Source organism: Marinobacter metalliresistant (assembly GCF_038098645.1).
Lineage (GTDB): Bacteria > Pseudomonadota > Gammaproteobacteria > Pseudomonadales > Oleiphilaceae > Marinobacter > Marinobacter metalliresistant.
On record NZ_CP101118.1, the window covers coordinates 1,408,353 to 1,434,282 of the forward strand.

A 25,930-nucleotide genomic window follows, 5' to 3' on the forward strand; every position below is an offset into this window, starting at 1 on the left:
TAGTGCTCCGCTCCGGACTATTTCAGAGAAGTTCGACGAGCAAGGCAGGCTGCCCTTTCCGGGAATGTAGAGGGCCATGGATGGCCCGAAACAAGCGCACATGGATGTGCTCGTAGCGGTTCCCGGAAAGGGCTGCCTGCCTTGCTCTACCCGCTAACTCCGAAGGCTAAAGGGTTTCGAGGCCAGCAATCAACGCCTCATTCTGCTCGACCGTGCCAATGGTGATTCGCAGGAATTCGCTAATTCGTGGCTTGTTGAAGTGCCGGACAATAATGCCCTGCTCCCTCAGGCCCTTGGCCAAAACTTTGCCAGCCTGCTCTTTATGACGGGCAAAAACGAAGTTTGCCTTTGAGGGTAACACCTCGAACCCAAGACCTTCGAGGGCGGCGGTTACACGCTCGCGCTCGGAAATCACGCCGTCACAGCACGTGCGGAACCAGGCCTCGTCTTCGTAAGCCGCTTGGGCACCCGCCAGGGCCAGACGGTCCAGCGGATAGCTGTTGAAGCTGTTTTTTACGCGATTGAGGGCTTCAATCAGGTCCGGGTGCCCTACCGCAAAACCAACCCTCAGGCCGGCGAGAGAGCGGGCCTTGGAGAGGGTCTGGGAGACCAACAGGTTCGGGTACTGGTCAACCAGATTGATCGCGGTTTGGCCGCCGAAATCAATGTAGGCCTCATCCACGACCACTACCCGGTCGGGATTGGCGCACAGGATTTCTTCGACACGCTGCAATCCGAGGTAACGGCCAGTCGGGGCGTTCGGATTCGGGAAGATGACGCCACCATTGGGCTGTTTGTAGTCTTCCGGATTGATTTCAAAGGTGCCGGTGAGCGGAACCGTCTTGCTCGGGATATCGTAGAGCCCGCAGTATACCGGATAGAAACTGTAGGTAACGTCCGGGAACAGGATGGGGTCGCCGTGCTGGAACAGGCCGTAGAAAATGTGGGCCAGGACTTCGTCGGAGCCGTTGCCCAGGAATACCTGCCCGGGCCTGATGCCGTGGTAGGCGGCAATCGTCTGGCGCAGGCTTTCACCTTCCGGGTCCGGGTAGAGGCGGAGGTTGTCGTTCAGTTCAGCCTGGATGGCTTCGATGACTTTTGGTGAGGGGCCGAAGGGATTTTCGTTGGTGTTCAGCTTCACCAGATTGGCCATTTTTGGCTGTTCGCCCGGGACATACGGGACCAGGTCGTTTACCAGGGGGCTCCAGAATTTGCTCATTTTTGGCTCCGAGTAGACGGCAGGTGGGCGAGGCTCCGCCCACCTGTCTGCAAACTTCGTGAAACTGGGGTCAGAAGAAAGCGTTCTTAAACTTCGTGAACATGGGGTCAGAAGAAAGCGTTCTTCTGACCCCTCCCCGGTCCGATCACATTACTCTTTGATTCGATACTCTGCGGACCGGGCATGGGCGGTTAACCCTTCACCCCGGGCCAGCACTGACGCCACACGCCCCATTCGGTCGGCACCTTCGGCACTGAAACCAATGATGGAGGACCGCTTCTGGAAGTCGTAGACGCCCAGCGGCGAGGAAAACCGTGCAGTGCCACTGGTGGGCAGTACATGGTTCGGGCCAGCGCAGTAGTCTCCGAGGGCTTCAGCGGTGTAACGGCCCATGAAGATAGCGCCGGCGTGGCGGATGTGTTCGAGCATGGCCTCGGGGTCTTCCACCGACAGTTCCAAGTGTTCTGGCGCGATGCGGTTGGAGACAACAGCGGCTTCTTTCAGATCGGCGACCTGGATCAGCGCGGCGCGGTCGGTCATGGAGGTGCGGATGATATCGGCTCGCTCCATGGTGGGCAGCAGTTTGTTGATGCTGGCCTCGACGGCATCCAGGAACTCTGCGTCCGGGCTGACCAGGATGGACTGGGCCTGCTCGTCGTGTTCGGCCTGTGAAAACAGGTCCATGGCGATCCAGTCCGGATTGGTTTTGCCGTCACAGATCACCAGGATTTCCGAGGGACCCGCAATCATGTCGATGCCAACGACTCCAAAGACTTCCCGCTTGGCAGTGGCAACGAAAATGTTGCCGGGGCCCACGATTTTATCGACGGCCGGAATGGTTTCCGTGCCATAGGCCAGGGCACCCACTGCCTGGGCACCGCCTACGGTGAAGACACGGTCGACACCGGCAATGGCAGCAGACGCCAGGACCAGGTCGTTCACTACACCCTCGGGCGCTGGAACAACCATGATCACTTCGCTCACACCTGCCACTTTTGCCGGAATTGCATTCATCAGCACAGATGACGGATAAGCCGCCTTACCGCCGGGCACATACAACCCTGCCCGATCCAGCGGCGTCACTTTCTGGCCAAGCACGGTGCCGTCTTCGTCCTCATACTGCCAGGATTTCTGGCTCTGCCGCTCGTGGTAATCCCGAATCCGCTCGGCCGCTTTCTCAAGAGCCACGCGTTGATCCCGGGGAATGGTTTCCAACGCTTGCTGCAAACGGCTTTGGTCCATTTCCAGATTGGAGACACTGCCAACCTTCAAACGGTCAAATTTCTCCGTGAATTCCAAAACGGCCTGATCACCGCGGGTTTTAACCTCATGCAGGATGTGACGCACCGACTCGTTCACCTGATGATCAACGCTGTCGTCCCAGGCCAGAAGTCTGGCCAGCGAGCTGTTGAAGTCACTTTCAGAGGCGCTCAGTCGTTTGATGGTTGCGTCGGTCATTTCATCGTTCCTGCTGCAGGAGAACATTGCTTTAGTCTTGATACTGCGGCCAAATTTCCGGGGTGAGAAGAAGGCTTTCTTCTGACCCCTACCTCCACAGGGCTTTCCAGGACGGCCTCTACTCAGGAGCCCGGCGTTTTGCAACCGCAGCCGACATCTTTTCGATGATGGGATTGATACGCTCATGCTTCATCTTCATGGACGCACGATTCACCACCAACCGGCTGCTGATATGCTCGATTAACTCACGGGCCTCAAGGCCGTTTGCCTTCAACGTATTCCCCGTATCAACAATGTCGACGATTTCATCAGCCAGCCCCAGAATCGGCGCCAGTTCCATCGCACCGTAGAGCTTGATGATGTCGGCCTGGCGCCCCTGTGCCGAATAATACCGGCGAGCCAGGTTTACAAACTTCGTAGCCACCTTGATACGACCCGGCGGCGGAGTCTGACCCTTCGGACCGGCCGTCATCAGGCGGCAACGGGAAATGTTCAGGTCCAGGGGCTCGTAGAGCCCTTCCCCACCGTGCTCCATGAGAACATCCTTGCCCGTCACACCCAGATCCGCACCGCCGTACTGCACATAGGTTGGCACGTCGGTAGCGCGGATGATCAGCACCCGCACGCTGGGATCAGTCGTCGGAAACACCAGTTTGCGGGATTTCCTGATGTCGTCGACCAGCTCAATGCCGGCTTCCGCGAGCAGCGGCAGGGTTTCTTCCAGGATTCGTCCCTTCGACAAGGCGATTGTGATGGAATCTGTCATGGATTCTTCCAGTTTCCCGTTGATGTCTCTCACGCTGGCAGGCGGCGGATGGTGGCACCCAGCAACTGCAGTTTCTCTTCGATGCACTCGTACCCGCGATCAATATGGTAAATACGGTCTACGATGGTATCGCCGTCGGCCATCAGGCCAGCGATGACCAGGCTCGCGGATGCCCTGAGGTCCGTGGCCATAACAGGCGCACCGGTCAGGTGGTCTACGCCCTTGATGATGGCGGCGTTGCCTTCAAGGGCGATATCCGCGCCCATGCGGATCAGTTCCTGCAAATGCATGAAACGGTTCTCGAACACGGTTTCCACGATGGTGCCCGTGCCCTCGGCAACGGCGTTCATGGCGGCGAACTGGGCCTGCATGTCCGTCGGGAACGCCGGATAAGGCGCCGTGCGCAGACTTACCGCTTTCGGACGATTGCCTTTCATGTCCAGCCCAATCCAGTCCGGACCGGTGCTGATATGGGCACCGGCCTCCTCAAGCTTGAGCAGAACCGCTTCGAGCAGTTCTTCGCGGGTATCCTTGAGCTTTACCCGGCCACCGGTGGCTGCTGCGGCAACCAGGTAGGTACCGGTTTCGACACGGTCTGGCAGCACGTTGTAACGGCAGCCGTGCAGGCGCTCGACGCCGTTGATTTCGATGGTTGCGGTGCCGTGGCCCCTGATATCCGCGCCCATGGCGATCAGGCACTCGGCCAGGTCCACCACTTCCGGTTCACGGGCGGCGTTCTCCAGGATGGTTTTACCCTCTGCCAGCGCAGCAGCCATCATCAGGTTTTCTGTGCCGGTTACCGTAACCGTGTCGAGGAAGATGTGGGCACCCTTCAGGCGGCCGTTGGTCTTCGCCTTGATGTAACCGTTTTCAACCCTGATTTCCGCCCCCATCATCTCCAACCCGTGGATATGCAGGTTTACCGGCCGGCTACCAATGGCACAGCCACCGGGCAGGGACACTTCCGCTTCGCCAAAATGAGCCACCAGCGGGCCCAGCACGAGGATGGAGGCCCGCATGGTTTTGACCAGCTCGTAAGGCGCGTGGAACTGCTTGATGGTATTGGCGTGGATTTCCACGCTCATCTTCTCATCAATGATCACTTCAACGCCCATGCGGCCCAGCAGCTCGATCATGGTGGTCACGTCGTGCAGGTGTGGCAGGTTGCCGACGGTCACCGGCTCATCCGCCAGCAGGGTGGCTGCCAGGATTGGCAGTGCGGCGTTCTTGGCACCGGAAATCCGGATTTCACCATCCAGGGGCTTGCGGCCCCTGATCAGAAGTTTGTCCACAATAAGGTTCCTGTCTTGTAGGGGGCTCTCAGCCCTGGCGCGCTGCCCATTCCGCCGGAGTAAATGCTTTCGGATGGAGGGCGTGAATTGAGCCATCCATAATCTGCTGGAACAGCGCCTTGTTGATCAGCTGCTGGCGCTTGATGGTCGGCAGGCCTTCAAATACATCACCCACCACAACAACCATATAATGGGTACCATCAACCTGTACCTGAACCTCACAGTCGGGCAGTGCTTCTTTGACCAGCTCGGTTACTTCGGTGGCATCCATAGAAAATCCTCGGGGGTTTTGACATCAGGGGCGGGATTGTAACCAATTCCGAAGCCCGGGTCAGCTTTACTGTCCTGTAACCAGAGGGCCGGAGCCGGAGGGATGATCAGTGGGCGGGGTGCGCGGATTCGGGGCCGAAGCCGGCAAGCTGGTCTTCCAGGTTGCTCAGGGCAGCCAATGAAACCAAACGGCCACTGACGCCCCGGAATGACAGTGAAATACCAGCCTGATGCGCCAGTCGCTGCCAGCAGAGCAACATGGATAAGACCACACTGTGGGCGGTGACCAGACCGTCCAGATCGACAACCAGATTTCCGGACGCGGTGCCGATCAGCTTTTCGCCCTGTTTTCTCAGGGCCACGACGGTATCCGCGCTCACTTCCCCGGTAACAATCAGAACGCCATCCGCCAGTTCAACCCGCGGCGCCCCGGAGGTCATGACTTGTCCACTTTTTGGTCGAAGTTCAGGGACTTGGCGGCGTCACTCCAGCCGTCGATCACGGCCTGAATCTGGCCCCGGTTCTCTTCCATTTCCTGGCTGAACCGATCCCGGAAGGCCAGCCCGATGTTCACGCCTTCAACAATGACGTTTTCCATCAGCCAGCGACCATTGCCGGTCTTGTACATGGAATAGGTCACCGGGTACCGGTTACCGGAAGCACTGATCACTTCCATCTGGACCGACGCCCGGTCGTCGCTCTGCGGGTTGATGGTGGCTTCCTTAACCTTGATCTGGAAGCCCTCGGCGTTCACCAGCGCCTGGGCGTAGCTGTCGAACAGGCTGCGCTTGAACGCGACCACAAACTCGTCCCGCTGTTCGGGCGTGGTCTGGCGGGCGTAGCGGCCCATTACCCGGGCCGCAATGCGGCGGAAGTCGACAAAATCCGCCAGCGCCTGGTCCATGCTTTCATAGAAGGCTTCGGGATCCTCCTCATAAAGACCGCGCTCTTCATTGAGCTTCTCCACAAGGCGCTGGGTGTTCTCATCAACGTATTGGCGGAGATCCTCCGCTTCGCCTGCCTGCGCCGGCGTAACCAGAACCAGGGCCATCAGAAGGCCGAGCAGAATGTGGTGTTTCAGTGCAAACATCAGGATCTCCTGTTAAATCTTCCCGGCCCGAATCAGCGGCCCGATGCAAAGTTGCTGATCAGTCGCTCCAGGTTCATGGCCGACTGGGTGGAATAGAAGGTATCACCCTCTTTCAGCGAATCCATCTCGGCCCCGATCGATATATCAATGTACTGCTCACCGAGCAGGCCGGATGTACGTATAACTGCGGAACTGTCCGACGGGATATTGTCCACATCCGAGTGAATCGACATTTCCACCCGGGCCTGGAACGTCTCTTTGTTCAGGCTGATGGACTCGATGGTGCCAACCGTCACCCCGGCCATGGAGACCCGCCCCCGGGGCGTAAGCCCGCCAGTATCGTTGAAATTGGCATATATGGTGTAGGTGCTCTCGGCCGATTTCGGCGACAGCCCGCTCACCTGAAGCGCCAGGACCAGCAAAGCTGCACAGCCTGCGATCATGAACAGGCCAACGATGATTTCAGTGGTTCTCTGCGCCATTTCCGGCTCCGGTATTATCTCGTTAATCGTTGATTCAGAAATCGCCAAACATGACAGCGGTCAGCACGAAATCCAGCCCCAGCACCGCCAGCGATGAGTACACCACGGTCTTGGTGGTCGCCGAGCTGATCCCTGCCGATGTCGGCACACAGTCGTAGCCCTGGTAAACAGCGATCCAGGTGCAGACAAAGCCGAATACGACACTTTTAATCATGCCATTGAGCACGTCGTCAACGAAATCCACCGACGACTGCATGTTGCCCCAGAATGAGCCCTCAAACACGCCCAGCCAGTCTACGCCCACCAGCATGCCGCCCCAGATACCGATAACGGAGAAAATGGCGGCAAGCACCGGCATGGCAATAAAGCCGGCCCACAACCGGGGCGCCACCACACGGCGCAGCGGGTCGACCCCCATCATTTCCATGCTGGACAGCTGTTCGGTGGCCTTCATCAAGCCGATTTCCGCTGTCAGGGCGGAGCCGGCGCGGCCCGCGAACAGCAGCGCAGTCACCACGGGACCCAGTTCACGCACCAGGGTCAGGGCAATCATCTGGCCGATGGCGGCTTCGGAGCCGTAATCACTGAGGATGGTGTAACCCTGCAGCGCCAGCACCATACCGATGAAAAGACCGGATACCACAATAATCGGCAGCGACAGCACACCCACTGCGTACAGCTGTTTCATCAACAGCGGAAAACCGGTTGCCGGCCTTGGCACGCCGCCCAACATACCCGCGAGGAAGCGACCTGAACGACCAAACGACGAGACACCATCCAGGCCAAGGCGCCCGAATGCGGCAATTCTTTCGATCAAGACACACCCCCGGAAAGCCCGAAATCCCTGGCGGCACCTTCTGCCGGATAATGGAAAGGCACCGGCCCGTCTGGCTGCCCCTGAAGAAACTGCTGGACCTGTCCGGAGGGGTGTTCGCGAAGCTGCTCCGGCGAGCCTTCGCCGATAACCCTGCCATCAGCGATGATGCAGGCGTAATGGCAGATGCTCAGGGATTCCGGCACATCGTGGGAAACCAGCACACTGGTCAGCCCCATGGAACTGTTCAGGTCCCGGATCAGTTTGACCAGAACGCCCATGGCGATAGGGTCCTGGCCGGCAAAAGGCTCGTCGTACAGGATCAGTTCCGGATCCAGGGCAATGCTTCTCGCCAGGGCGACCCGTCGGGTCATGCCTCCGGACAGTTCCGAGGGCATCAGATGCCTGGCACCACGCAGCCCGACCGCTTCCAGCTTCATCAGCACAATATCCCGGATCATGTCTTCCGGAAGACGGGTGTGCACGCGCAGGGGGAAGGCAACGTTCTCGAATACGCTCAGATCGGTGAACAGGGCACCACTTTGGAACAGCATCCCCATTTTTTCCCGGAATGCGTAGAGGGCCTTGCGTCTGAGCTTGGGCACCTCGTGGCCATCTACCACCACACGGCCGGAATCGGGCCGGAGTTGACCGCCGATCAGGCGCAGGAGTGTGGTTTTACCGGTTCCGCTGGGGCCCATGATGGCGGTAATTTTGCCTCGGGGAATTTCCAGGCTGACACCGTCGAAAATCCGGCGCCCGGAGCGGGAAAACACAACATCCTCAAGCGATATGTAAGCCGATGAATCCATAGTCCCTACCTTTCAAAGAGGGCTACATTATGCCAAGGAACGCCCAAGCTCAATCCAAAGAACCCAAAATGTACTGATAGCAATGATCAGTTTGACTGAACTTTCGGTAACCGGGCCTCGTTGCCGGGCGAAAATGATATACTCCTCCGACCATTTCCAATGTCTTAACAGCCAGGCCCCAAGCCCGATGAACGAACAGACTCCGACCGATTTCCGAACGCCCGCCCTGCGTGCCATCCGCATCGAGCGAGACGCCATCAACGCTCTTGAGAGCCGTATCGACGATCATTTTACCCGGGCCTGTGAAGTTATTATGAAGTGCACGGGCCGCGTGGTGGTTACCGGCATGGGCAAGTCCGGCCACATCGGGAACAAGATCGCCGCAACCCTGGCCAGCACCGGCACGCCTTCGTTCTTCGTTCATCCAGGCGAGGCAAGCCACGGCGACATGGGTATGATTACTCCCCAGGACGTAGTTATCGCCATTTCCAACAGCGGCAACACCAGCGAGGTGGTCACCATTCTGCCACTGATCAAACGGATGGGCGCGCCCCTGATCAGCATGACCGGCAATGCGAATTCCACCCTGGCCCGGGAAGCCATAGCCAATCTGGATGTCAGCGTGCAGGTAGAGGCCTGCCCCCTGGGCCTGGCACCAACGTCGTCCACCACCGCAACCCTGGTGATGGGTGATGCTCTGGCGGTCGCCCTGCTTGAGGCCAGAGGTTTCAGCGCCGAAGATTTTGCCTTTTCCCATCCGGGCGGAAGCCTGGGGCGGCGGCTATTGCTGCGGGTCTCTGACATCATGCATACCGGTGATCGTATTCCGGTGGTCAGCGAGAGCACGCCCCTCAGCGGTGCGCTGCTGGAAATCTCCCGCAAGGGCCTTGGCATGACCACGGTCGTTGATGACCAGGGTGCGCTCACAGGAATATTTACGGACGGCGACCTTCGCCGCACCCTGGACCGCTCAGTAGACATCCACAATACGCCCATTCATGAAGTAATGACCCGGCATGGAAAAACCATCCAGGCCGATCATCTCGCGGCAGAGGCATTGAACGTGATGGAAGAAATGAAGATCAACGCCCTGCCGGTTACCGATGAGAACGGTGCCCTGACCGGCGCCATTAACATGCACGATTTGCTGCGGGCCGGGGTTATCTGACATGCAGAACCAATGGCCCGAGTCCCTGCTGGCGAAAGCGGCGTTAATCCGACTGATTGCCCTGGATGTCGATGGCATCATGAGCGATGGCAAGCTCTACTTCAGCGCCACCGGCGATGAGCTCAAGGCGTTCAACATTCTCGACGGCCTGGGCCTGAAACAGTTGATAGCTGCGGGTATAACTGTCGCTGTCATCACCGGGCGTAAGTCACCACTGACAGAAAAACGCATGCGGGACCTCGGTATCCCGCACCTGGTGCAGGGACGAGAGGACAAGAAAGCAGCCCTGCAGGAACTGGTGAGCACCATGAACATCCGCCCGGAAGCGATCGCCTACATGGGCGACGATCTGCCAGACTTGCCAGCCCTGACGTTTGCAGGCCTTGGAATCACAGTGCCCAACGGATACTGGCTGGTCCGGCAGCATGCGGATTACTGTACCAGGGCCCAGGGAGGAAACGGCGCCGTGAGGGAGGCTTGCGACCTGCTGCTTAGCGCCCACGGAAAGCTGGACGCAGCGCTGGCCCCCTACCTGGGGCCTGATCAGGAGGCTGGCACGTGAACTGGCTCCCGGACCGGCCCCGGCTGCAAACGCTGGCACTGGCGGGTACCATTGTCGCGGCGGTGTTTTTGCTATGGCGAAGTGATGAGCCTCCGGCTATCGACAGGCAGGCCGCCGATCTGAGAGGCGATACCGAACCCGACGGATTCGTGGTCAATGGCAAGTACACCGCGTTCGATGAAGCCGGCAACCCCAAGGTCAGTTTTACCAGCCCGCGGATAGAGCAGTTCGAGGAGGGCAACCTGGCCACCATGGAATCGCCGAGGGCCAAACTCTACAGCGGCACCGGCGATGCCGACACTCTGCCCTGGATTGTGGAAGCCGAGAATGGCAGCCTCCTGCAAAATGAAAACCTGCTTTACCTGACCGGCAATGTCCGGGTACTCCGAAATGTGGGTGGTCGGGACACCACCCTGACAACGCCAACCCTGACCCTGGACAACGACCGGGGCATGGCATACACAGATGCACCCGTAGAAATACGCGACGTGACAGGAACCACCCGTGCCACAGGTATGAAAGCGTGGATCGGCGAGCGGATTCTGGAACTGAACTCTCAGGTGGAAGGACTCTATGAAACCGGAAACTAACCGATACCGGGGCCTGATGGCTGCCCTGCTGACCATCGCCATGGCGGGGCCGGCAGCAGCTTTCGAGCTTGATTCTGACATTCCCATCAAGGTAACCGCAGACAACGCCCGCCTCGACGACGGCCAGGGTATCGCCACCTACACCGGCGATGTAGAGCTGGAACAGGGCGAGACCCATCTGAGCGCGGAGCGTGTGGTTCTGTACCGCGACGAAAACGGCCTGAACCGGATTGAAGCCTTCGGAAGCCCGGCCCGTTACCGCCAGCCAACCCGTGAGGGCGAAGGTGAAACCGACGCCAGGGCGCTGAATATTACCTGGTCGGCCACTGACCAGCGTCTGATCTTTGAACGGCAAGCGGTCATCGAACAGAATGGCAACCTGTTCCGGGGCGATGTCATCCATTATGATACCGTCCGCCGGGTCGTAACTGCCCAAGGCGGCGCCGATACCGGTGAAGGATCCGGCCGGGTAGAAATGGTGATTCAGCCACGCAGCACTGACAGACGTACTGACAGACAGGAATCCGATGGCAGTTCTGAGAGCCAGTAATCTGGCAAAGAGTTATAAACAGAAAAAAGTGGTGATCGACGTTTCCCTGGAAATCCGCAGCGGGGAAATTGTTGGTCTGCTGGGCCCCAATGGCGCCGGTAAAACCACCTGCTTTTACATGATTGTGGGGCTGGTTCCCGCCGACCGCGGCCGGATCACCATCGACAGCCGCGACATCACTCATCTGCCCATGCACGGCCGGGCGCGTCAGGGCATCGGTTACCTGCCCCAGGAAGCCTCGGTATTCCGCAAACTGTCGGTGCGCGACAACATCATGGCCATTCTGGAAACCCGCAAGGGTCTGGGTAAGGCGGAGCGGGAAAAGAAGGTGGAAGAATTGCTCGAAGAATTCCACATTACCCACATTCGTGACAGCATGGGCATGGCCCTGTCCGGCGGCGAGCGCCGGCGTGTGGAAATTGCCAGGGCCCTGGCGATGGAGCCGGCCTTTATCCTCCTGGATGAGCCGTTCGCCGGTGTCGACCCCATTTCCGTGAGCGATATCAAACACATCATCCGGCATCTTCGGGACAAGGGCATTGGTGTGTTGATTACCGACCACAACGTGCGTGAGACCCTGGACATCTGTGAGAATGCCTACATCGTTTCCGGTGGCCACATCATCGCCTCCGGTAATGCCGAGGCCATTCTGGCCAACCAGCAGGTGAAGGAAGTGTATCTGGGCAATGAGTTCCGACTGTGAAATTGGGGTCAGATGAAATTGGGGTCAGATGAAAAGTTCATCTGACCCCAATTTCATCTGACCCCCGGATTGTTTTGATGATCTGTAGCAAGTAAACTCGGCAAAGAACTTGCTAGGGTAATACAGAGCCAAGGCAAGTAACCGACATATAAAGAATTTTTCACTACCTACGACACCAAGCGCTGATGAGTGACGGATCCTGAACCATGGTAATGAAAGCCTCCTTACAGTTAAAGCTGGGTCAGAGCCTGACCATGACACCCCAGCTGCAACAGGCGATCCGGCTTCTACAGCTTTCCACTCTCGACCTTCAGCAGGAAGTCCAGCAGGCCCTGGAATCCAACCCCATGCTGGAGACGTCCGAGGATGAGGATCAGCCGGAGACCGACACCGGGAATGACGAACGGGAGGCCAATGCCACCGAGTCCGCCGCTGAGACAGTTCCCGAACCTTCACCCGACTGGGATGAAACCGAAAACGGTCCGGACTGGTCCTCGGAAAACGAAATCCCGGATAATATCCCGGACGATCTCCCGGTCGACACCGCCTGGGACGATATCTACCAGTCCGCACCGGCATCGGCCGCCCGTAACGATGACGAAAACGATCACGATTTCGAGACCCGCAACTCCCCCACTGACACGCTTCAGGATCACCTGGAATGGCAACTGAACCTGACCCCGATGAGCGAACGGGACCAGGCCATTGCCCACGCTTTGATGGACGCAGTGGATGAACGCGGTTATCTGACCAGTCCGCTGGAAGAGATTCATGCCGGGTTGCTGGATGAAAACGAAGAAGACCCCCTTGAGCTGGATGAAGTCGAGGCGGTCCTTCACCGGCTGCAGCATTTTGATCCTCCCGGCGTGTTCGCCCGGGACCTGCAGGAATGCCTGCTGATCCAGCTCAACCAGCTGCCGCCGGAAACGCCCTGGCTGGCCCAGGCTCGCCTGGTCATCACCCATTACATCAATCTGCTCGGCAACCGCGACTATGCCCAACTGCTACGCCGCAGCCGCCTGAAAGAAGACCAGCTGCGGGATGTACTGGCCCTGATTACCGGTCTGAATCCCCGCCCCGGTGACGTGATTGACCGCACCGAACCTGACTACGTAATTCCGGATGTGATCGTTCGCAAGCACAACGGCCGCTGGCGCGTTGAACTGAATCCGGAAATTGCCCCGCGCATCCGCGTCAATGCCAGCTATGCTTCTCTTATAAGGCGTGCGGACAGCAGTGCCGACAACACTTACCTGCGGGATCAGTTGCAGGAGGCGAAATGGTTTATCAAGAGCCTGCAGAGCCGCAATGAAACCCTGCTGAAAGTGGCGACCCGTATTGTCGAGCACCAGCAAGGATTCCTGGATCAGGGTGAAGAAGCCATGAAACCGCTGATCCTCTCTGATATCGCCCAGGCGGTTGAGATGCATGAGTCCACGATTTCCCGGGTCACCACCCAGAAATACATGCACACCCCCCGGGGAATTTTCGAGCTGAAATATTTCTTCTCCAGCCATGTCAGCACTGACGAAGGCGGTGAATGTTCTTCCACGGCGATCCGCGCGATGATCAAAAAGCTGATTGCCGCGGAAACGCCCAAAAAGCCATTGAGCGACAGTAAAATTGCAGCCATGCTAGGAGAACAGGGAATCAAGGTTGCGCGACGCACCGTTGCCAAGTACCGGGAGGCCATGCACATTCCGCCTTCGAACGAACGCAAGCGGCTGGTCTGAACACCCCGGGGTCCGGGCGCAACGTACTATTCGCCGGCGCACAATGCGCCAGCACCCAGACCGGCTCCCGGGAGCCGGAACGATGACAACAGGAGACGCCTATGCAACTCAATATTTCAGGCCATCACGTAGAACTGACTCCCGCACTGAAGGATTATGTTTCAGAGAAGTTCCAGAAGCTCGAGCGTCACTTTGACCACATCAGCAACTGCCAGGTAACCCTGGAAGTGGAGAAGGTGCGCCAGATTGCGGAAGCCACGCTGCACGTGGTTGGTGGTGAGATTCACGCAAAGGCAGAAAATGAGGATATGTACGCAGCCATCGATGTCCTGATCGACAAGCTTGACCGCCAGATTCTCAAACACAAGGAAAAGAATGTAGACCGGATGCACGGAAACGGCTCTCGCTAACTGGCTGTTTTCATGCAAGTCATCCAATCGAGCTGCGACACGGCTGACGTGTCGCAGCCTTTTTTTAACGGAAATGCAGTCGATCCATGAGCGACACATCCCTGACCATAGACAACATACTTGCACCGGAGCTCACCCTCTGTCGGGTGTCGGCATCCAGCAAGAAGCGGGCTCTGGAGTTTATTGCCGAGCAGATAAACCTCCAGGACAATACGCTCAGCGAAACCCAGATATTCAATAACCTGATCTCACGGGAGCGTCTGGGTAGCACCGGTATTGGCCAGGGAATTGCCATCCCACACTGCCGCCTGGAAGGCCTGGATCATGTGGTGGGCGTACTGATGACGCTGGAAGAAAGCGTCGAGTTTGACGCCATCGACAATCAGCCGGTAGATCTGATCTTCGCCCTGGTCGTGCCCAAGGAGGCCACCAGCGAACACCTGGAACTGCTCAGCCAGCTGGCGGAAAAATTCAATGAGCGGTCGTTCTGTGATCGCCTGCGGCAATGCGAGGACGCCAGCACCCTGTACGAGCGCATGACCGCCTCAAGCGGATGACATTCATTGCAGTGGAGGTACGTGGTCATGAAGCTGATTATCGTCAGTGGCAGGTCCGGATCGGGCAAGAGTACCGCACTTCATGTTCTGGAAGACCTGGGCTTCTATTGCATAGACAACCTCCCGATCGGCCTGCTTTTCCCCCTTACCCGGGAAGCCGCCAGCCAGACAAAACCGGGCCGCCTCGGCAAGATGGCCGTGAGCATTGACGCCCGTAACCTTTCCGGAGAACTGGCCAACTTCGAAGAGATCTACCGCCGCCTCCAGGAAACAGGGGTGACCGTTGAGATCATCTTCCTGGATGCCGACGAACAGTCCCTGCTGCAGCGTTTTCATGCGACTCGCCGAAAGCACCCCCTGAGCGATGACAAGACCTCGCTGCGGGAAGCCATCACCAGTGAAAAGAAGCTTCTTGAACCGCTGTCCAAGCTCTCCGACCTGTATGTGAACACCACCGGCATGTCCATGTACGAACTCCGGGATATGGTGAAGCAGCGGGTTGTCGGCAGGAAGGAGCAGGAACTGGCCCTGCTGTTCCAGTCGTTTGGCTTCAAGCACGGTGTACCGCTGGATTCGGACTATGTCTTCGACGTTCGATGTCTGCCTAACCCTTACTGGGATACCAGCCTTCGGAAGTATGTGGGCACCGATCAGCCGGTGATCGAATTTCTTGAAAAGGAACCGGCGAGCCGAAAGATGATCGATGATCTCAAGGCTTTCCTGGACACCTGGTTACCCTCCTTCGCGGACAGCAACCGCAGCTACATGACCATCTCCATCGGCTGTACCGGAGGCCAGCACCGCTCTGTGTATGTGTGCGAGCAGCTGGGCGAGTACTTCCGGCAGCGCTACAACAATGTCCAGGTGCGCCACACCGAGCTGCCACATTTGCAGACACGGGAAGAGATCTGATCAGCCCATGATTCGCCGCCCGATTACCATTATCAACAAACTGGGGTTGCACGCACGTGCCACCGCCAAGCTGGTTGCCACAGCCTCCGAATTCGACAGCAGCGTGAGAATTGCTGGCAAGGGCCGGGATGTGGACGCCAAAAACATCATGCAGGTGATGATGCTGGCCGCCAGCAAAGGTACGGATGTTGAGCTCATTGCTGAAGGACCCGACGAGGAGCAGGCCATTGATGCGCTGGTCGAACTCATCAACGATTATTTTGGCGAGGGCGGTTAAAACGGGGTCAGATGAAAACGGGGTCAGATGAAAGTTCATCTGACCCCGTTTTCATCTGACCCCGGTTTGATCTCCTGCAACTCGCACTCACCGATAACGGCTAACTCCGCTATAATAAAGGCGTTTTCTGATGCTGGGTGATTCATGACCGATATTCTGGAAAAAAGCCAGGCCCGCCAGCGCCTTCGCTCCCTGAGTGAAGCCCTGGACAGCGGCGCACTGAAGCAGGTTGCACGCATCCTGAACGGTGGCCTGAGTCCCAGCGACATTGCTCACCTGCTGGAATCTTCGCCGCCCCGGCAGCGTGCCCTGTTGTGGAACCTGGTCGACAAGCAGCTGGAAGGGGAAGTCCTCCAGTACCTGAGCGACGATATTCGCGGTTATTTCCTGAGCCAGCTGAACGCCCAGGAACTGGCGGACATTATCGAGGATTTCGAGTCGGACGATCTGGCCGACTTGCTGCAGCAACTGCCGGACACGGTGATCCAGGAAGTTCTGGACACCATGGACGAACAGGACCGCCAACGTGTGGAAGAGGTCCTTTCCTACCCGGAGGACACCGCTGGCGGCCTGATGAACACGGACACCATCACGGTGCGCCCGGACATCAGCATTGACGTTGTTCTTCGTTACCTTCGCCGGCACCGTACCTTGCCACCAATGACCGATAGCCTGATTGTGGTCAGCCGGCGCGATGAATTCATCGGCATGCTGCCGATCACCAAGATGCTGGTGTCCAACCCTGCCGCGACCGTGCGGGAAGTCATGGACACCGACATCGAGCCAATTCCCGTCAGCCTCTCCGACACCAAGGTCGCGACACTGTTCGAGCGCTATGATCTGATCTCGGCGCCGGTGGTGAACGACGAGGGCCGGTTGCTGGGCCGGATCACCATCGATGACGTGGTTGACGTTATCCGTGAGGATGCGGATCACTCGCTAATGAGCATGGCCGGCCTGGATGAAGACGAAGATACCTTTGCTCCGGTCTGGAAAACCACGCGCCGCCGGGCGGTATGGCTCGGGATTAACCTGATTACCGCGCTTACGGCATCCGCAGTGATCGGTCTGTTTGAGGACACCATCGCCAAGGTGGTGGCGCTTGCGGTACTGATGCCGATCGTTGCCAGCATGGGCGGCATTGCCGGCAGCCAGACCCTGACCCTGGTCATCCGGGGCATGGCCGTCGGGCAGATCAGCGGCGCCAACGTTGGCTGGCTGCTGAACCGGGAGTTTCTCTCCGGCATAATTAACGGGCTGCTCTGGGCGGCGGTGGTCGCAGGTGCTGCCATGCTCTGGTTCCAGGAGGTGCTGATTGGAGCTATCATTGCTGCCGCCCTGGTGATCAATCTTGTTGCAGCGGCACTGGTGGGCACGGTGCTGCCGCTGTTTCTCAAGTCCCGCAACATCGATCCGGCCCTGGCTGGTAGCGTGATACTGACAACCGTGACGGATGTGGTTGGATTCATGGCCTTTCTTGGCCTGGCGACCATTTTCTACGCCTGATAGGAGAACATGGGGTCAGATGAAAGCTTTCATCTGACCCCGACTTTACGATTTTCTACGCCTGATAGGCGAACATGGGGTCAGATGAAAGCTTTCATCTGACCCCGACTTTATGGCTACTGGATTTATGAAAGACAACCACGACAACGACGCGCCGGAATACGACGGCCCCAGCAAGTCCCAGCTCAAACGGGAAATGCATGCGCTGCAGGACCTGGGCAAGCGGATGCTCGACCTGACCAACGATAAGCTGGAAACCCTGCCGATCAGCGATAGCCTGAGGGCTGCCATCGAGGAATCCCGACGCATTCGCCAGAATGAGGCCAAGCGACGGCACCTCCAGTACATCGGCAAGATCATCCGCCAGGAAGACGACCCCGAAGCCCTGAAAAAAGCCATTGACGCCTTTGACGCCGGCAGTGAGGAACACACCCGCAGACACCACCTGGCCGAACGCTGGCGCGACCGGATGATTGCCGGGGGCGATTCGGTGGTGGGGGAGTTCTTCAGCTACTGCCCGGGGGCGGACATGCAACACCTGCGCAACCTGGCCCGGAATGCCCGAAAGGATGTCGAAAAACAGAAAAACACCGGGCAGGCCAGGAAACTGTTCCGTTATCTTCGGGAGTGCATCGACGACGCTGAAGCTGTGTGAAAATGGGGTCAGATGAAAAGTTCATCTGACCCCATTTTCATCTGACCCCATTTTCAGCCTTTAAGGCGCCGGTGCTCCCATACCGGCATTCGGGTACGGAGGTTGGTAATCTGCTCCGGGTCGAGCTCCGCGGCGACCACACCCGGACCCTCGCCCATTTCAGTCACTACCCGGCCCCATGGATCGCAGATCAGGCTGTGGCCGTAGGTCTGGCGCCGTTCACTGTTCTGACCACCCTGCCCGGCGGCCACCACCCAGACCTGGTTTTCGATGGCCCGTGCCCTGATCAATGGGTGCCAGTGGGCATCGCCGGTTTGCCAGGTGAATGCACTCGGCAGGCATATCCAGTCGGCCTCCTGCTCCCTCAGTGCCCTGAACAGCTCCGGGAAGCGCAGATCGTAGCAGATGGCGAGGCCCAGCCTTCCCGCCGGCGTGTCCACGGTAACGACCTGCTCCCCCGGCTCAAAGGTGTCGGACTCACGATACTGGCCATGGGCGTCTTCAACCATGGCATCGAACAGGTGGATCTTGTCATAACGGGCAACCTCCGTTCCCTGGTCATCAAACACCAGGCAGGTTGCACGGACCCGGGCCTCGATATCTGAACCATCCGGGCGTTGCGCCAGCGGCATCGAGCCGCCAACAATCCAGATCCCGAGCTTTCGGGCCTGTTCCGCCAGAAAGGCCCGTATCACCGGTTCAGGGCCGGCTTCCTTGCGGCCACAATCAACCATCTGGCTGGTTGCCAAGACCGCAAAATTTTCCGGCAGCACCGCAACCCCGGCCCCCTGTCCTGCGGCCTCCGCCAGCAGTCGCTCCGCTTCGGCCAGGTTGGCCCGGATATCATGGCTGCTTACCATCTGAATGGCCGCGACCTGACTGGAAACATGCTTGCTCATAACAGTCTCCTGTTCTTATTGACCGGTGTCGAATACCCGCTGCAAATTCACTTTCGGCTCATCCCATGTGCCTGTAACACTGTAGGTTGCACTGGTGAGCTTGCTCAGAGGATCGCCCAGAATCTTGTCCAGCACAAACAGGGCACCACCAATGGGTGCACCGGCTCCCATCAGCAGTGCCGCCAGGGGCAGATTCTGGGTCAGGGGCAACACAACCACCAACCGCATATTTAGCTGCTCACTGGCCATATTGGTGGTTCCACTGAGTTTGAAGGCACCGGAGGGGCCCACCACCTGAAGTTCGGGATCCATCGTCAGCAAGCCGTTGATGATCTGAGCCTTGCCAGAAATTGCATCGAATGCCACGCCTCGCTCGTACAGATCGGAAAAATCGAGCTTGAGCCGCCGCCACAGCGTGTCCGAGTTCAGAAGATTGAAAACGCGGAACAACTGGGCGCTATTGTTACGCTCAAGAATCACGCCCTTATCCAGTCTCAGACTGACCGAGCCATTGAGCTCCGCTATCGAGAATTCATCCGGACGACCGGGCCAGTCCAAATCCAGTTGAATGTTGGTGGCCTCGTTGGTAACCGGCATGTCGGTGTCGAACAGGTTATTCAGGTCTGCCAGAGCACCACCGGTAATGGATCCCCAAAACCGGCTTGTCTCCTGCTCGCCAACGATGCTCCAGGTCATGTTACCCGTCAGCGTCAGGGAGTTTAACCGCCCCTCTATGTCATTGACGTTGAGCCGGTAGGGCTCGGGACGAAGCCGGAAGGCCCAGCCACCCAATGAATCAGTGTTCAGTTGGAGATCGGCGATAGTTACGTCAATGTCTGGCCAGTTGCCCATATCCAGGGCCCGGAACGCTTCGAGCTGTTTCTTCAGGGTGAGCAAATCCGCGGACTCCTTCGCAACTCCTTCACCGCGCATTAGCTGCAGTACCTCAAAATCCACCATTATCGTATCGCCATTGTCCGGGATCAGCACCTGCCCCTTCGCGCGCTTTGAGGTGGTTGTGACAACCCAGCGGTCGCCGAGATCCAGGGCATTGATGTCAATATCGGTCAGCACCTGGTTCCCGAGATAGAGATGGTCCAGGCGAAGGTCAAATCCGGTATCCTTCCACAACAGATCGAATGCCAGCCGGTTTTCCCATTCTCCGGTGACGCCCAGGCCTCCAGCAGCCGAGGGTTTAATGACCGCTCTGAGGGGCGCCACGTCGCCAGCGGGCTTTGACAACGGCTCCGGCCAGTCGACGGCCAGGTCTTCGAGGCTGGAGCGCACCCGGATGCCGGAAGTCGAATCCGCCCCCACATCCAGTTCGGCGATGTAGGACACCCTTCCCTGGAGGCCGAAACCGGCGTTCGCCGAAAGCCCCGCGCGGGCAAAAACACCCGGCACCGGAAGTTCTCCGGATTGGCGAATACTGAGAGCGTCCCCTGACCGGGCGCGACTGAACTCTATGGTGACCGGTTCACCGAAGAATTTCGCCGCCAGTGGGCCGCCGGAAAACCCGTCTTCGCTGTGGTAGGTCAGTTCGCCCCGGACACCCTCCCAGGCCAGACTGGCGGCGGGGTAAGCAACCGAACCGTCATCAACAGCAATGTTGGCCTCAACCACGGGGGGTTGCCCCGAACCAAGCGGCAGATCAATACCGAGGGCGAGCTGGTACTGGCCACCGTACTGCAATTTGCGGGCTTCGCTTCCGGCCATTTCCCCCAGTGGGCTGTTGTCCATCCAGTAACCCACCGACTCTCCGGGTACCCTTGCCGACGTATCCACCCTGACCCGGGCATTTTCCCCGGGAATGACCCTGACTGAACTCGGATTCAGGTTCAGCCCCCCGGTCTCACCAGCTTCGAGCCTGACCAGCGTGTTGCCGTTGTGAACCTCCACCAGGCCCCGGGCAGAGCGAACCTCCGGCCAGTTTTCGTCATAGCGAACGGTGGCCTGATCGAACTGGTAAACCATAGAGGAAACGAAGGAGCCCTGCGGAGCATCAGAGCCTATCTGGCCATGACCGTAGTAGGTTCCGGAGGTGATATCCGCTTCGAGGATGGCGGTTGTCAGCCAGTCGTACAATCCGTGGCCGACCGCTTTGACCGGAACAAAATTGGCCAGCATTTCGGCGGTGCCGTTTTTCAGCGACACCCTGAGACCAAGGTTGTCCTCGCCCTCGCGGTCCAGCTTCAGGTCAAACGCGCCCTCGATTTCCGTGCTCTCGTTGTAGACCATACGGACACTATCGGAGAATACCCGGGTGATGGGGCCATCCAGTTGCCAGGCGACCTGGCCCTCAAACACCGGGAATGACCAGGCGCTGCCATACAATTCAGGAAACTCGAGGCTTACGGGTGTCTCCCCGGCTGCAACCTGAACATAGCCGTTATGTCTGTCCAGAAAGATAGAACCGTTAACGGACGTGACCCCGGGTGCCCCGCCGTAGGCCCGGGCACTGGCATCCCGGAGCTGGCCCGAAAGCTCGAATTTCTCTGGAGACTGGTCAGGCAGGTACACTTCAAGCTGGTCAAGGAATCCGCCAGGGCGATAATTGCGCAGAGCCCTCAGCGCCCATTCCGGCAGGATCGGAAGTCTCGCGGCAAGGCGGCGGGTGGGCGCAAGCGGCAGCGCATCGGCGATCACCGACATACCGCCTTCCGAAGGCGCCAGGCGCAGATTGAACGGGGAAACCACGTCACCACTCCAGGTCCACTGGAGCTGTTTGATATGCCATTCCCCCAGGGCGAAGGAGTCGGACCCGCTCAGTTTCTCATCGGTCATAACGCTATGGCGACGACGCCAGCCAAATCGCGCGCGAATGTCTTCCAGAGGCGCAAGTGACTCATGCCCCACACCCAGTTGCAGGTACGGCGTCCGGACCCTGCCCGTCACCTGCTGCAGCAGACCGTTCCGGAACGTCAGCCAGGCCTCACCCCCGAGATCAAACCCTTCCACCCGAAGTGTTTGCCACTGGTATTCGTCGATCAGGCCGTCAAACAGCCGGCCGGAGTCCACATCGAGATAGAGCTGGCCCGTGAAATCTCCCCGGAAGAAGTGCTGCCCCACCAGGGCGAAGCTGGCGAGTTGCTGGGTAGTGCCCGATTGCATGGCCCGGCCGGAGGCATGGAACAGTCCGCGGCGATAGTCCAGATCCAGCTGGGGAATATAAAGATGGCGACGATTGCCCTGACTGTCCCGGATACCAAGATCTACCCGGGTGATCTTTACATAGGGATCAGACAGCCAGTTGCCTGCAAGCTCCAGCCACTCGTGGATCTGGCGACTGACCGGTTCCGGGATCTCGGCACCCCGGACAACCACATCGCCGCCCTGCTCCTGGTTAACTGTCAGTTCCAGGCCGTCTGCCTCAAAGTCCTCAAAGACAATTTTCAATCGCAGCAGGGAGGCCAGGGCATCAAACCGGATATTGAGGTACTGCAGGTTCGCCACAACAACACCGGTTTCAGTATTACTGATCCGGATATCACGGGCGGAAAAGGAAGGATCAAGCCAGTACCAGCGGGAGGAAAGACTGCCAATACTGACGTTGTGCCCCAGTCGGTCAGAAAGTTCGCTAGCCAGATCGTCACGAAAGCTGTCAACATTCCGGGTCAGCTGGCGCCCCAGGCCGGCATAGAGGGCAAATAGCACCAGCACGACCAACAGCAACCACCAGATCAGGCTGGCAAGGCGTGCTACCAGCCGAACCGGAGGGCTCTCTGGCAGGTTCTCCGGAAGCGGCGGCTGGTGATCGGTGGAGGACATCCGGGCACCTTACTCCACAACCCGGCAGATTGCCCCGGGGTCAGAGCAAAACGACATCGTACTGCTCCTGGCTATAAAACGGCTCTACCTGGAAACGAATGGTTTTGCTGATAAAAGTCTCCAGATCGGCCACGTTGTCCGATTCTTCATCCAGCAGGCGGTCGACCACACTCTGTGATGCCATGACCAGGTAACTCTCGGCATCGTAGGCGCGGTTGACCCGGAGAATCTCCCGGAAGATTTCGTAGCACACGGTCTCGGTGGTTTTGAGGAATCCGCGGCCGTCACAGATCGGGCAGGGCTCGCACAGCACCTGGCCGAGACTCTCCGTGGTGCGCTTGCGGGTCATCTCTACCAGACCCAGTTCCGATACGCCGGTAATCTTGGTTTTGGCGTGATCCCGCTCCAGCATTTTTTCCAGCATGCGGTGCACCTGACGCTGGTGTTCGGGATCTTCCATGTCGATAAAATCAATAATGATGATGCCACCGAGATTTCGCAAACGCAGCTGGCGGCTGATGGCGCGGGCGGCCTCGAGATTGGTTTTGAAGATGGTTTCTTCCAGATTCCTGTGGCCCACAAACGCGCCGGTATTGATATCAATGGTGGTCATGGCCTCGGTCTGATCGATGATCACGTACCCGCCGGACTTGAGCTGGACCTTGCGGCTCAGGGCTTTCTGGATCTCGTCTTCCACCGAGTAGAGATCGAATATGGGCCGTTCTCCCGGATAATACTCAACCTTGTCGGAAAACTCCGACACGAACTCATCCACAAACTCCATCACCCGTTGGTGGCTCTCACGGCTGTCGATGCGGACTTTCTCGGTCTGGGGCCGGATCAGATCCCGGATGGTACGAATGAACAGGGGCAGATCCTGGTAGACTACCGCCGGTGCCTGAACGCGGGAAATCCGCTCATGGATGGACTGACTCAACCGGTGCAGATAGGTCATGTCGCCAATCAGGTCTTCCGGTGATGCCGCCTCGGCAGCGGTCCGGATGATGTAGCCACCCCGGACGTCCGGGTCCTCTGCAGCGGCTTCCCCGATCAGCGTTTTGAGGCGTGCCCGCTCGTTATCGTCCTCGATCCTCTGGGAAATACCCACATGACTGACACCGGGCATGAACACCAGGTATCGGGACGGGATGGAGAGCTGGGTTGTCAGCCGCGCGCCCTTGGTGCCAATCGGGTCTTTGGTGACCTGAACGACCAGCGACTGGCCCTCACGAAGCAGGCTGCGAATGTCCGGAACGGTTTTCGGGGTATCGGCCGGATCATCGCCATTGGACTGGCTCGGAACCACATCGGAGGCATGAATAAACGCCGCCCGTTCCAGACCAATATCGACGAACGCCGCTTCCATACCCGGCAACACCCGCACCACCTTGCCCTTGTAAATGTTCCCGACAATCCCTTTTCTGCTGGTGCGCTCAATATAGGCTTCCTGCAGCATGCCGTTCTCAACCAGCGCCACGCGGGTTTCCACGGGCGTGACGTTGATCAGGATCTCTTCACTCATGATGTTTGGCTCTCCAGACTGCGCGGCCAGTTTTTCCAGACCGGGTAACCGGCATCTGCCAGTAATGCTGCTGTTTCCTGCAGCGGCAATCCAACCACGGCACTGTAGCTACCCCGAAGTTCATTGACAAAAATACCACCAAGCCCCTGAATTCCATAACTCCCGGCCTTGTCCATTGGTTCACCGCTGGCAACATAGGCGTCGATTTCGTTTGCAGACAATGCCCTGAACCGGACTTCGGTTACCACAAGCCGGGAATGGCATACGCCACCACAAGCCAGTGCCACAGCGGTCATCACCTGATGGGTAGCACCGGAGAGCCGGGCCAGGGTCGCCCTGGCCTCGCCGGCGCCGGAGGGTTTACCGAGGATGACACGATCAAGAACCACGGACGTATCCGAGCCCAGTACCAGGCATTCCGGAGATGATTGTGCCACCAACAGCGCCTTCTCCCTGGCCAGCCGCTCCACATAGTGTTCCGGCGTTTCGCGAGGCTCCGGCGTTTCATCGATATCCGCCGGACGAACAGAAAAACTCAGGCCGATTTGCTGCAACAGCTCTGCCCGGCGTGGCGAAGCCGAGGCAAGAATGATTGGCGACATGGCTAACCCAGTTTGCGGTTAATGTTGTCCAGCAGAATGGAGAATACCGGCCATACCAGGGCGCTGGTCAGAGCCGGCCAGAGATAACTGAATCCGGCAGTCTCGCCACCAAGCAGCTGCTTCAGGAAATGCACCAGCATCTGGTTGATCCCGAGCAACAGGAACACCATCAGGCACTGCTGGGGAATCGGATACATGCGAAGACGCTGGTGGATGGTAAGCACCAGGAAGGCAGTCAGAGCCATGGCCATGGCGTTCACACCGAGGGGGGTCGCCTCAAGGACGTCCAGCAGCAGCCCGAGACACCAGGCCAGCAGAATGCCGAACTGGGCCGGTGCCCGGAACGTCCAGTAGAAAACGACCAGCCCCAGCCACTCAGGACGGAACTCGAACCAGCCAACGGGGAACAGGGAAATACTGAAAACCAGGGCGACAATCACAGACAGTACGAAAACCGGATAGCTGATTACCGACAGCATCAGTCCTGCCCTCCCTGCACGGCGTCTGCCTCAGCGTTAGCGGCGGGCTCGCCTTCAACGGCCTCACCTTCGGTCGATAACGGTCCGTCCGGTGGAAACACCACCAGCACCAGACGGCTCTGGTTTAGTTGCGCTTTCGGCGTTGCCTCTATGGAGATGAACGGCTCACCCGGTTCCTTGGTAATGCGGCTTACTTCTGCCACCGGGTAGCCCCGGGGGAACCGGCCACCGAGACCGGAACTTACCAGAAGATCGCCTTCCCGGATGTCTGCGGTGTCTGGCACATGGACCAGATCAAGGGTATCGCTATCGCCGGTGCCCAGCAGGATAGCCCGCAATCCGTTGCGGACCACTTCCACCGGAACGGCGTGGCTGCTGTCAGACACCAGAAGTACTCGAGACGTTAACTGACTGCTCTGCACCACCTGCCCCATCAATCCGTGAGCATCCAGAATGGCCTGGCCTGGCACGAGGCCATCGCGCCGACCCTTGTTGATAATGACTTCATGGGAGAATGGGTCCGGAGAGACACCCACCACTTCGCCCACGATGACGCGGTCGTCCAGCACCTCGGAGGAGTTCATCAGGCGGCGCAGTTCGTTGTTTTCAGAGGCAAGGGCCGCGTATTTCAGGGCGCGCCGTTCCAGGATCAGCAAGCGGGCCCGGAGGTCTTCGTTTTCCTGCTGCAGGTCTTTCTTGTTTTCAAACAGCCCTGCCACCCAATCGGTGAATTCATAGGGTGCATTGCCGAGCCAGTACACAGGAGCCAGACCTGTGGCAATGGTGCTGCGCACGGTTGAGACCTTGTCGAAACGCGCATCGGCAACCACCAGG

28 protein-coding genes are annotated in these 25,930 nt (G+C 58.5%); 12 read left to right on the top strand and 16 right to left on the bottom strand.

Features of this window, described 5'->3' with window-relative positions; translation table 11 throughout:
- Positions 1–166: 166 nt before the first annotated feature.
- The 10 genes from hisC to NLK58_RS06595 all read right to left on the bottom strand — a co-directional run bounded on the left by hisC (position 167) and on the right by NLK58_RS06595 (position 8,203).
- A complete protein-coding gene (gene hisC, locus NLK58_RS06550; RefSeq protein ID WP_341582374.1) occupies positions 167–1,219 on the bottom strand; it encodes a histidinol-phosphate transaminase in 1,053 nt (350 codons plus the stop codon).
- Positions 1,220–1,369: 150 nt separating this feature from the next.
- Positions 1,370–2,677: a histidinol dehydrogenase gene (hisD, locus tag NLK58_RS06555; RefSeq protein ID WP_303284981.1), complete on the bottom strand. Its 1,308-nt coding sequence runs from the start codon at positions 2,675–2,677 to the stop codon at positions 1,370–1,372.
- Between the two features lie 118 nt (positions 2,678–2,795).
- Entirely contained in the window at positions 2,796–3,443 is a 648-nt protein-coding gene (gene hisG, locus NLK58_RS06560; RefSeq protein ID WP_341582375.1) for an ATP phosphoribosyltransferase, read from the bottom strand.
- A 29-nt stretch (positions 3,444–3,472) separates the two neighbouring features.
- Positions 3,473–4,735, bottom strand: coding sequence for a UDP-N-acetylglucosamine 1-carboxyvinyltransferase (gene murA / locus NLK58_RS06565; RefSeq protein ID WP_341582376.1), 1,263 nt, complete (start codon positions 4,733–4,735; stop codon positions 3,473–3,475).
- 28 nt (positions 4,736–4,763) lie between these two features.
- Entirely contained in the window at positions 4,764–5,006 is a 243-nt protein-coding gene (locus NLK58_RS06570; RefSeq protein ID WP_117617764.1) for a BolA family protein, read from the bottom strand.
- Positions 5,007–5,112: 106 nt separating this feature from the next.
- On the bottom strand, positions 5,113–5,445 hold the full coding sequence (locus tag NLK58_RS06575) for an STAS domain-containing protein (RefSeq protein ID WP_341582377.1): 333 nt from the start codon (positions 5,443–5,445) through the stop codon (positions 5,113–5,115).
- Entirely contained in the window at positions 5,442–6,095 is a 654-nt protein-coding gene (locus NLK58_RS06580; RefSeq protein ID WP_341582378.1) for an ABC transporter substrate-binding protein, read from the bottom strand. The genes NLK58_RS06575 and NLK58_RS06580 overlap by 4 nt, the downstream gene beginning before the upstream one ends.
- 32 nt (positions 6,096–6,127) lie before the next feature.
- Positions 6,128–6,577, bottom strand: coding sequence for an outer membrane lipid asymmetry maintenance protein MlaD (gene mlaD / locus NLK58_RS06585; protein WP_341582379.1), 450 nt, complete (start codon positions 6,575–6,577; stop codon positions 6,128–6,130).
- A 34-nt stretch (positions 6,578–6,611) separates the two neighbouring features.
- Complete coding sequence (mlaE, locus tag NLK58_RS06590) at positions 6,612–7,394, bottom strand: lipid asymmetry maintenance ABC transporter permease subunit MlaE (RefSeq protein WP_341582380.1); 783 nt, start codon at positions 7,392–7,394, stop codon at positions 6,612–6,614.
- Positions 7,391–8,203: an ABC transporter ATP-binding protein gene (locus NLK58_RS06595; RefSeq protein ID WP_303284992.1), complete on the bottom strand. Its 813-nt coding sequence runs from the start codon at positions 8,201–8,203 to the stop codon at positions 7,391–7,393. Before NLK58_RS06595 ends, mlaE begins: the two co-directional genes overlap by 4 nt.
- Positions 8,204–8,390: 187 nt before the next feature.
- Between NLK58_RS06595 and NLK58_RS06600 the strand changes: the two genes are divergently transcribed.
- From NLK58_RS06600 to yjgA, 12 genes are all read left to right on the top strand, one after another.
- On the top strand, positions 8,391–9,371 hold the full coding sequence (locus NLK58_RS06600; RefSeq protein WP_341582381.1) for a KpsF/GutQ family sugar-phosphate isomerase: 981 nt from the start codon (positions 8,391–8,393) through the stop codon (positions 9,369–9,371).
- Position 9,372: 1 nt separating this feature from the next.
- Positions 9,373–9,933, top strand: coding sequence for an HAD hydrolase family protein (locus NLK58_RS06605; RefSeq protein WP_341582382.1), 561 nt, complete (start codon positions 9,373–9,375; stop codon positions 9,931–9,933).
- On the top strand, positions 9,930–10,523 hold the full coding sequence (lptC, locus tag NLK58_RS06610) for an LPS export ABC transporter periplasmic protein LptC (protein WP_341582383.1): 594 nt from the start codon (positions 9,930–9,932) through the stop codon (positions 10,521–10,523). The genes NLK58_RS06605 and lptC overlap by 4 nt, the downstream gene beginning before the upstream one ends.
- On the top strand, positions 10,507–11,073 hold the full coding sequence (gene lptA / locus NLK58_RS06615) for a lipopolysaccharide transport periplasmic protein LptA (RefSeq protein WP_341582384.1): 567 nt from the start codon (positions 10,507–10,509) through the stop codon (positions 11,071–11,073). The genes lptC and lptA overlap by 17 nt, the downstream gene beginning before the upstream one ends.
- On the top strand, positions 11,051–11,776 hold the full coding sequence (lptB, locus tag NLK58_RS06620; RefSeq protein ID WP_341582385.1) for an LPS export ABC transporter ATP-binding protein: 726 nt from the start codon (positions 11,051–11,053) through the stop codon (positions 11,774–11,776). Before lptA ends, lptB begins: the two co-directional genes overlap by 23 nt.
- A gap of 212 nt (positions 11,777–11,988) precedes the next feature.
- A complete protein-coding gene (locus NLK58_RS06625; protein ID WP_117620301.1) occupies positions 11,989–13,509 on the top strand; it encodes an RNA polymerase factor sigma-54 in 1,521 nt (506 codons plus the stop codon).
- Between the two features lie 101 nt (positions 13,510–13,610).
- Positions 13,611–13,919, top strand: a complete 309-nt coding sequence (hpf, locus tag NLK58_RS06630; RefSeq protein ID WP_117617775.1) for a ribosome hibernation promoting factor — start codon at positions 13,611–13,613, stop codon at positions 13,917–13,919.
- A gap of 86 nt (positions 13,920–14,005) precedes the next feature.
- Positions 14,006–14,476, top strand: coding sequence for a PTS IIA-like nitrogen regulatory protein PtsN (gene ptsN / locus NLK58_RS06635; protein WP_117617776.1), 471 nt, complete (start codon positions 14,006–14,008; stop codon positions 14,474–14,476).
- A gap of 27 nt (positions 14,477–14,503) precedes the next feature.
- Complete coding sequence (gene rapZ, locus NLK58_RS06640; RefSeq protein ID WP_117617777.1) at positions 14,504–15,388, top strand: RNase adapter RapZ; 885 nt, start codon at positions 14,504–14,506, stop codon at positions 15,386–15,388.
- 7 nt (positions 15,389–15,395) lie between these two features.
- Complete coding sequence (locus NLK58_RS06645) at positions 15,396–15,665, top strand: HPr family phosphocarrier protein (RefSeq protein WP_117617778.1); 270 nt, start codon at positions 15,396–15,398, stop codon at positions 15,663–15,665.
- Between the two features lie 144 nt (positions 15,666–15,809).
- Positions 15,810–17,171 (top strand): magnesium transporter, encoded by a 1,362-nt coding sequence (gene mgtE, locus NLK58_RS06650; protein WP_341582386.1) that lies wholly within the window; start codon positions 15,810–15,812, stop codon positions 17,169–17,171.
- Between the two features lie 127 nt (positions 17,172–17,298).
- On the top strand, positions 17,299–17,826 hold the full coding sequence (yjgA, locus tag NLK58_RS06655; protein ID WP_341582387.1) for a ribosome biogenesis factor YjgA: 528 nt from the start codon (positions 17,299–17,301) through the stop codon (positions 17,824–17,826).
- Between the two features lie 53 nt (positions 17,827–17,879).
- Here yjgA and NLK58_RS06660 read toward each other — a convergent pair whose 3' ends face one another.
- From NLK58_RS06660 to mreC, 6 genes are read right to left on the bottom strand one after another with little or no spacing between them, the layout of a single operon-like run.
- A complete protein-coding gene (locus NLK58_RS06660; protein ID WP_341582388.1) occupies positions 17,880–18,725 on the bottom strand; it encodes a carbon-nitrogen hydrolase family protein in 846 nt (281 codons plus the stop codon).
- A 15-nt stretch (positions 18,726–18,740) separates the two neighbouring features.
- A complete protein-coding gene (locus NLK58_RS06665; protein WP_341582389.1) occupies positions 18,741–22,493 on the bottom strand; it encodes an AsmA-like C-terminal region-containing protein in 3,753 nt (1,250 codons plus the stop codon).
- 40 nt (positions 22,494–22,533) lie between these two features.
- On the bottom strand, positions 22,534–24,015 hold the full coding sequence (gene rng, locus NLK58_RS06670) for a ribonuclease G (RefSeq protein WP_117617783.1): 1,482 nt from the start codon (positions 24,013–24,015) through the stop codon (positions 22,534–22,536).
- Positions 24,012–24,617: a nucleoside triphosphate pyrophosphatase gene (locus tag NLK58_RS06675; protein ID WP_117617784.1), complete on the bottom strand. Its 606-nt coding sequence runs from the start codon at positions 24,615–24,617 to the stop codon at positions 24,012–24,014. The genes rng and NLK58_RS06675 overlap by 4 nt, the downstream gene beginning before the upstream one ends.
- A gap of 2 nt (positions 24,618–24,619) precedes the next feature.
- Positions 24,620–25,096 carry a rod shape-determining protein MreD gene (gene mreD, locus NLK58_RS06680; RefSeq protein WP_117617785.1) on the bottom strand — a complete coding sequence of 159 codons (477 nt, stop codon included), beginning with the start codon at positions 25,094–25,096 and terminating at the stop codon, positions 24,620–24,622.
- Positions 25,096–25,929: a rod shape-determining protein MreC gene (gene mreC / locus NLK58_RS06685; protein WP_341582777.1), complete on the bottom strand. Its 834-nt coding sequence runs from the start codon at positions 25,927–25,929 to the stop codon at positions 25,096–25,098. Before mreC ends, mreD begins: the two co-directional genes overlap by 1 nt.
- Between the last annotated feature and the right edge of the window lies 1 nt (position 25,930).

Excerpts from the sequence above, each read along its gene's own strand:
- hisC (WP_341582374.1), bottom strand. The coding sequence starts at position 1,219 with ATGAGCAAATTCTGGAGCCCCCTGGTAAACGACCTGGTCCCGTATGTC.
- hisD (WP_303284981.1), bottom strand. The coding sequence starts at position 2,677 with ATGACCGACGCAACCATCAAACGACTGAGCGCCTCTGAAAGTGACTTC.
- hisG (WP_341582375.1), bottom strand. The coding sequence starts at position 3,443 with ATGACAGATTCCATCACAATCGCCTTGTCGAAGGGACGAATCCTGGAA.
- NLK58_RS06570 (WP_117617764.1), bottom strand. The coding sequence starts at position 5,006 with ATGGATGCCACCGAAGTAACCGAGCTGGTCAAAGAAGCACTGCCCGAC.
- NLK58_RS06575 (WP_341582377.1), bottom strand. The coding sequence starts at position 5,445 with ATGACCTCCGGGGCGCCGCGGGTTGAACTGGCGGATGGCGTTCTGATT.
- NLK58_RS06580 (WP_341582378.1), bottom strand. The coding sequence starts at position 6,095 with ATGTTTGCACTGAAACACCACATTCTGCTCGGCCTTCTGATGGCCCTG.
- mlaD (WP_341582379.1), bottom strand. The coding sequence starts at position 6,577 with ATGGCGCAGAGAACCACTGAAATCATCGTTGGCCTGTTCATGATCGCA.
- NLK58_RS06595 (WP_303284992.1), bottom strand. The coding sequence starts at position 8,203 with ATGGATTCATCGGCTTACATATCGCTTGAGGATGTTGTGTTTTCCCGC.
- NLK58_RS06600 (WP_341582381.1), top strand. The coding sequence starts at position 8,391 with ATGAACGAACAGACTCCGACCGATTTCCGAACGCCCGCCCTGCGTGCC.
- NLK58_RS06605 (WP_341582382.1), top strand. The coding sequence starts at position 9,373 with ATGCAGAACCAATGGCCCGAGTCCCTGCTGGCGAAAGCGGCGTTAATC.
- lptA (WP_341582384.1), top strand. The coding sequence starts at position 10,507 with ATGAAACCGGAAACTAACCGATACCGGGGCCTGATGGCTGCCCTGCTG.
- lptB (WP_341582385.1), top strand. The coding sequence starts at position 11,051 with ATGGCAGTTCTGAGAGCCAGTAATCTGGCAAAGAGTTATAAACAGAAA.
- NLK58_RS06625 (WP_117620301.1), top strand. The coding sequence starts at position 11,989 with ATGAAAGCCTCCTTACAGTTAAAGCTGGGTCAGAGCCTGACCATGACA.
- hpf (WP_117617775.1), top strand. The coding sequence starts at position 13,611 with ATGCAACTCAATATTTCAGGCCATCACGTAGAACTGACTCCCGCACTG.
- ptsN (WP_117617776.1), top strand. The coding sequence starts at position 14,006 with ATGAGCGACACATCCCTGACCATAGACAACATACTTGCACCGGAGCTC.
- rapZ (WP_117617777.1), top strand. The coding sequence starts at position 14,504 with ATGAAGCTGATTATCGTCAGTGGCAGGTCCGGATCGGGCAAGAGTACC.
- NLK58_RS06645 (WP_117617778.1), top strand. The coding sequence starts at position 15,396 with ATGATTCGCCGCCCGATTACCATTATCAACAAACTGGGGTTGCACGCA.
- mgtE (WP_341582386.1), top strand. The coding sequence starts at position 15,810 with ATGACCGATATTCTGGAAAAAAGCCAGGCCCGCCAGCGCCTTCGCTCC.
- yjgA (WP_341582387.1), top strand. The coding sequence starts at position 17,299 with ATGAAAGACAACCACGACAACGACGCGCCGGAATACGACGGCCCCAGC.
- NLK58_RS06660 (WP_341582388.1), bottom strand. The coding sequence starts at position 18,725 with ATGAGCAAGCATGTTTCCAGTCAGGTCGCGGCCATTCAGATGGTAAGC.
- NLK58_RS06665 (WP_341582389.1), bottom strand. The coding sequence starts at position 22,493 with ATGTCCTCCACCGATCACCAGCCGCCGCTTCCGGAGAACCTGCCAGAG.
- rng (WP_117617783.1), bottom strand. The coding sequence starts at position 24,015 with ATGAGTGAAGAGATCCTGATCAACGTCACGCCCGTGGAAACCCGCGTG.
- NLK58_RS06675 (WP_117617784.1), bottom strand. The coding sequence starts at position 24,617 with ATGTCGCCAATCATTCTTGCCTCGGCTTCGCCACGCCGGGCAGAGCTG.
- mreD (WP_117617785.1), bottom strand. The coding sequence starts at position 25,096 with ATGCTGTCGGTAATCAGCTATCCGGTTTTCGTACTGTCTGTGATTGTC.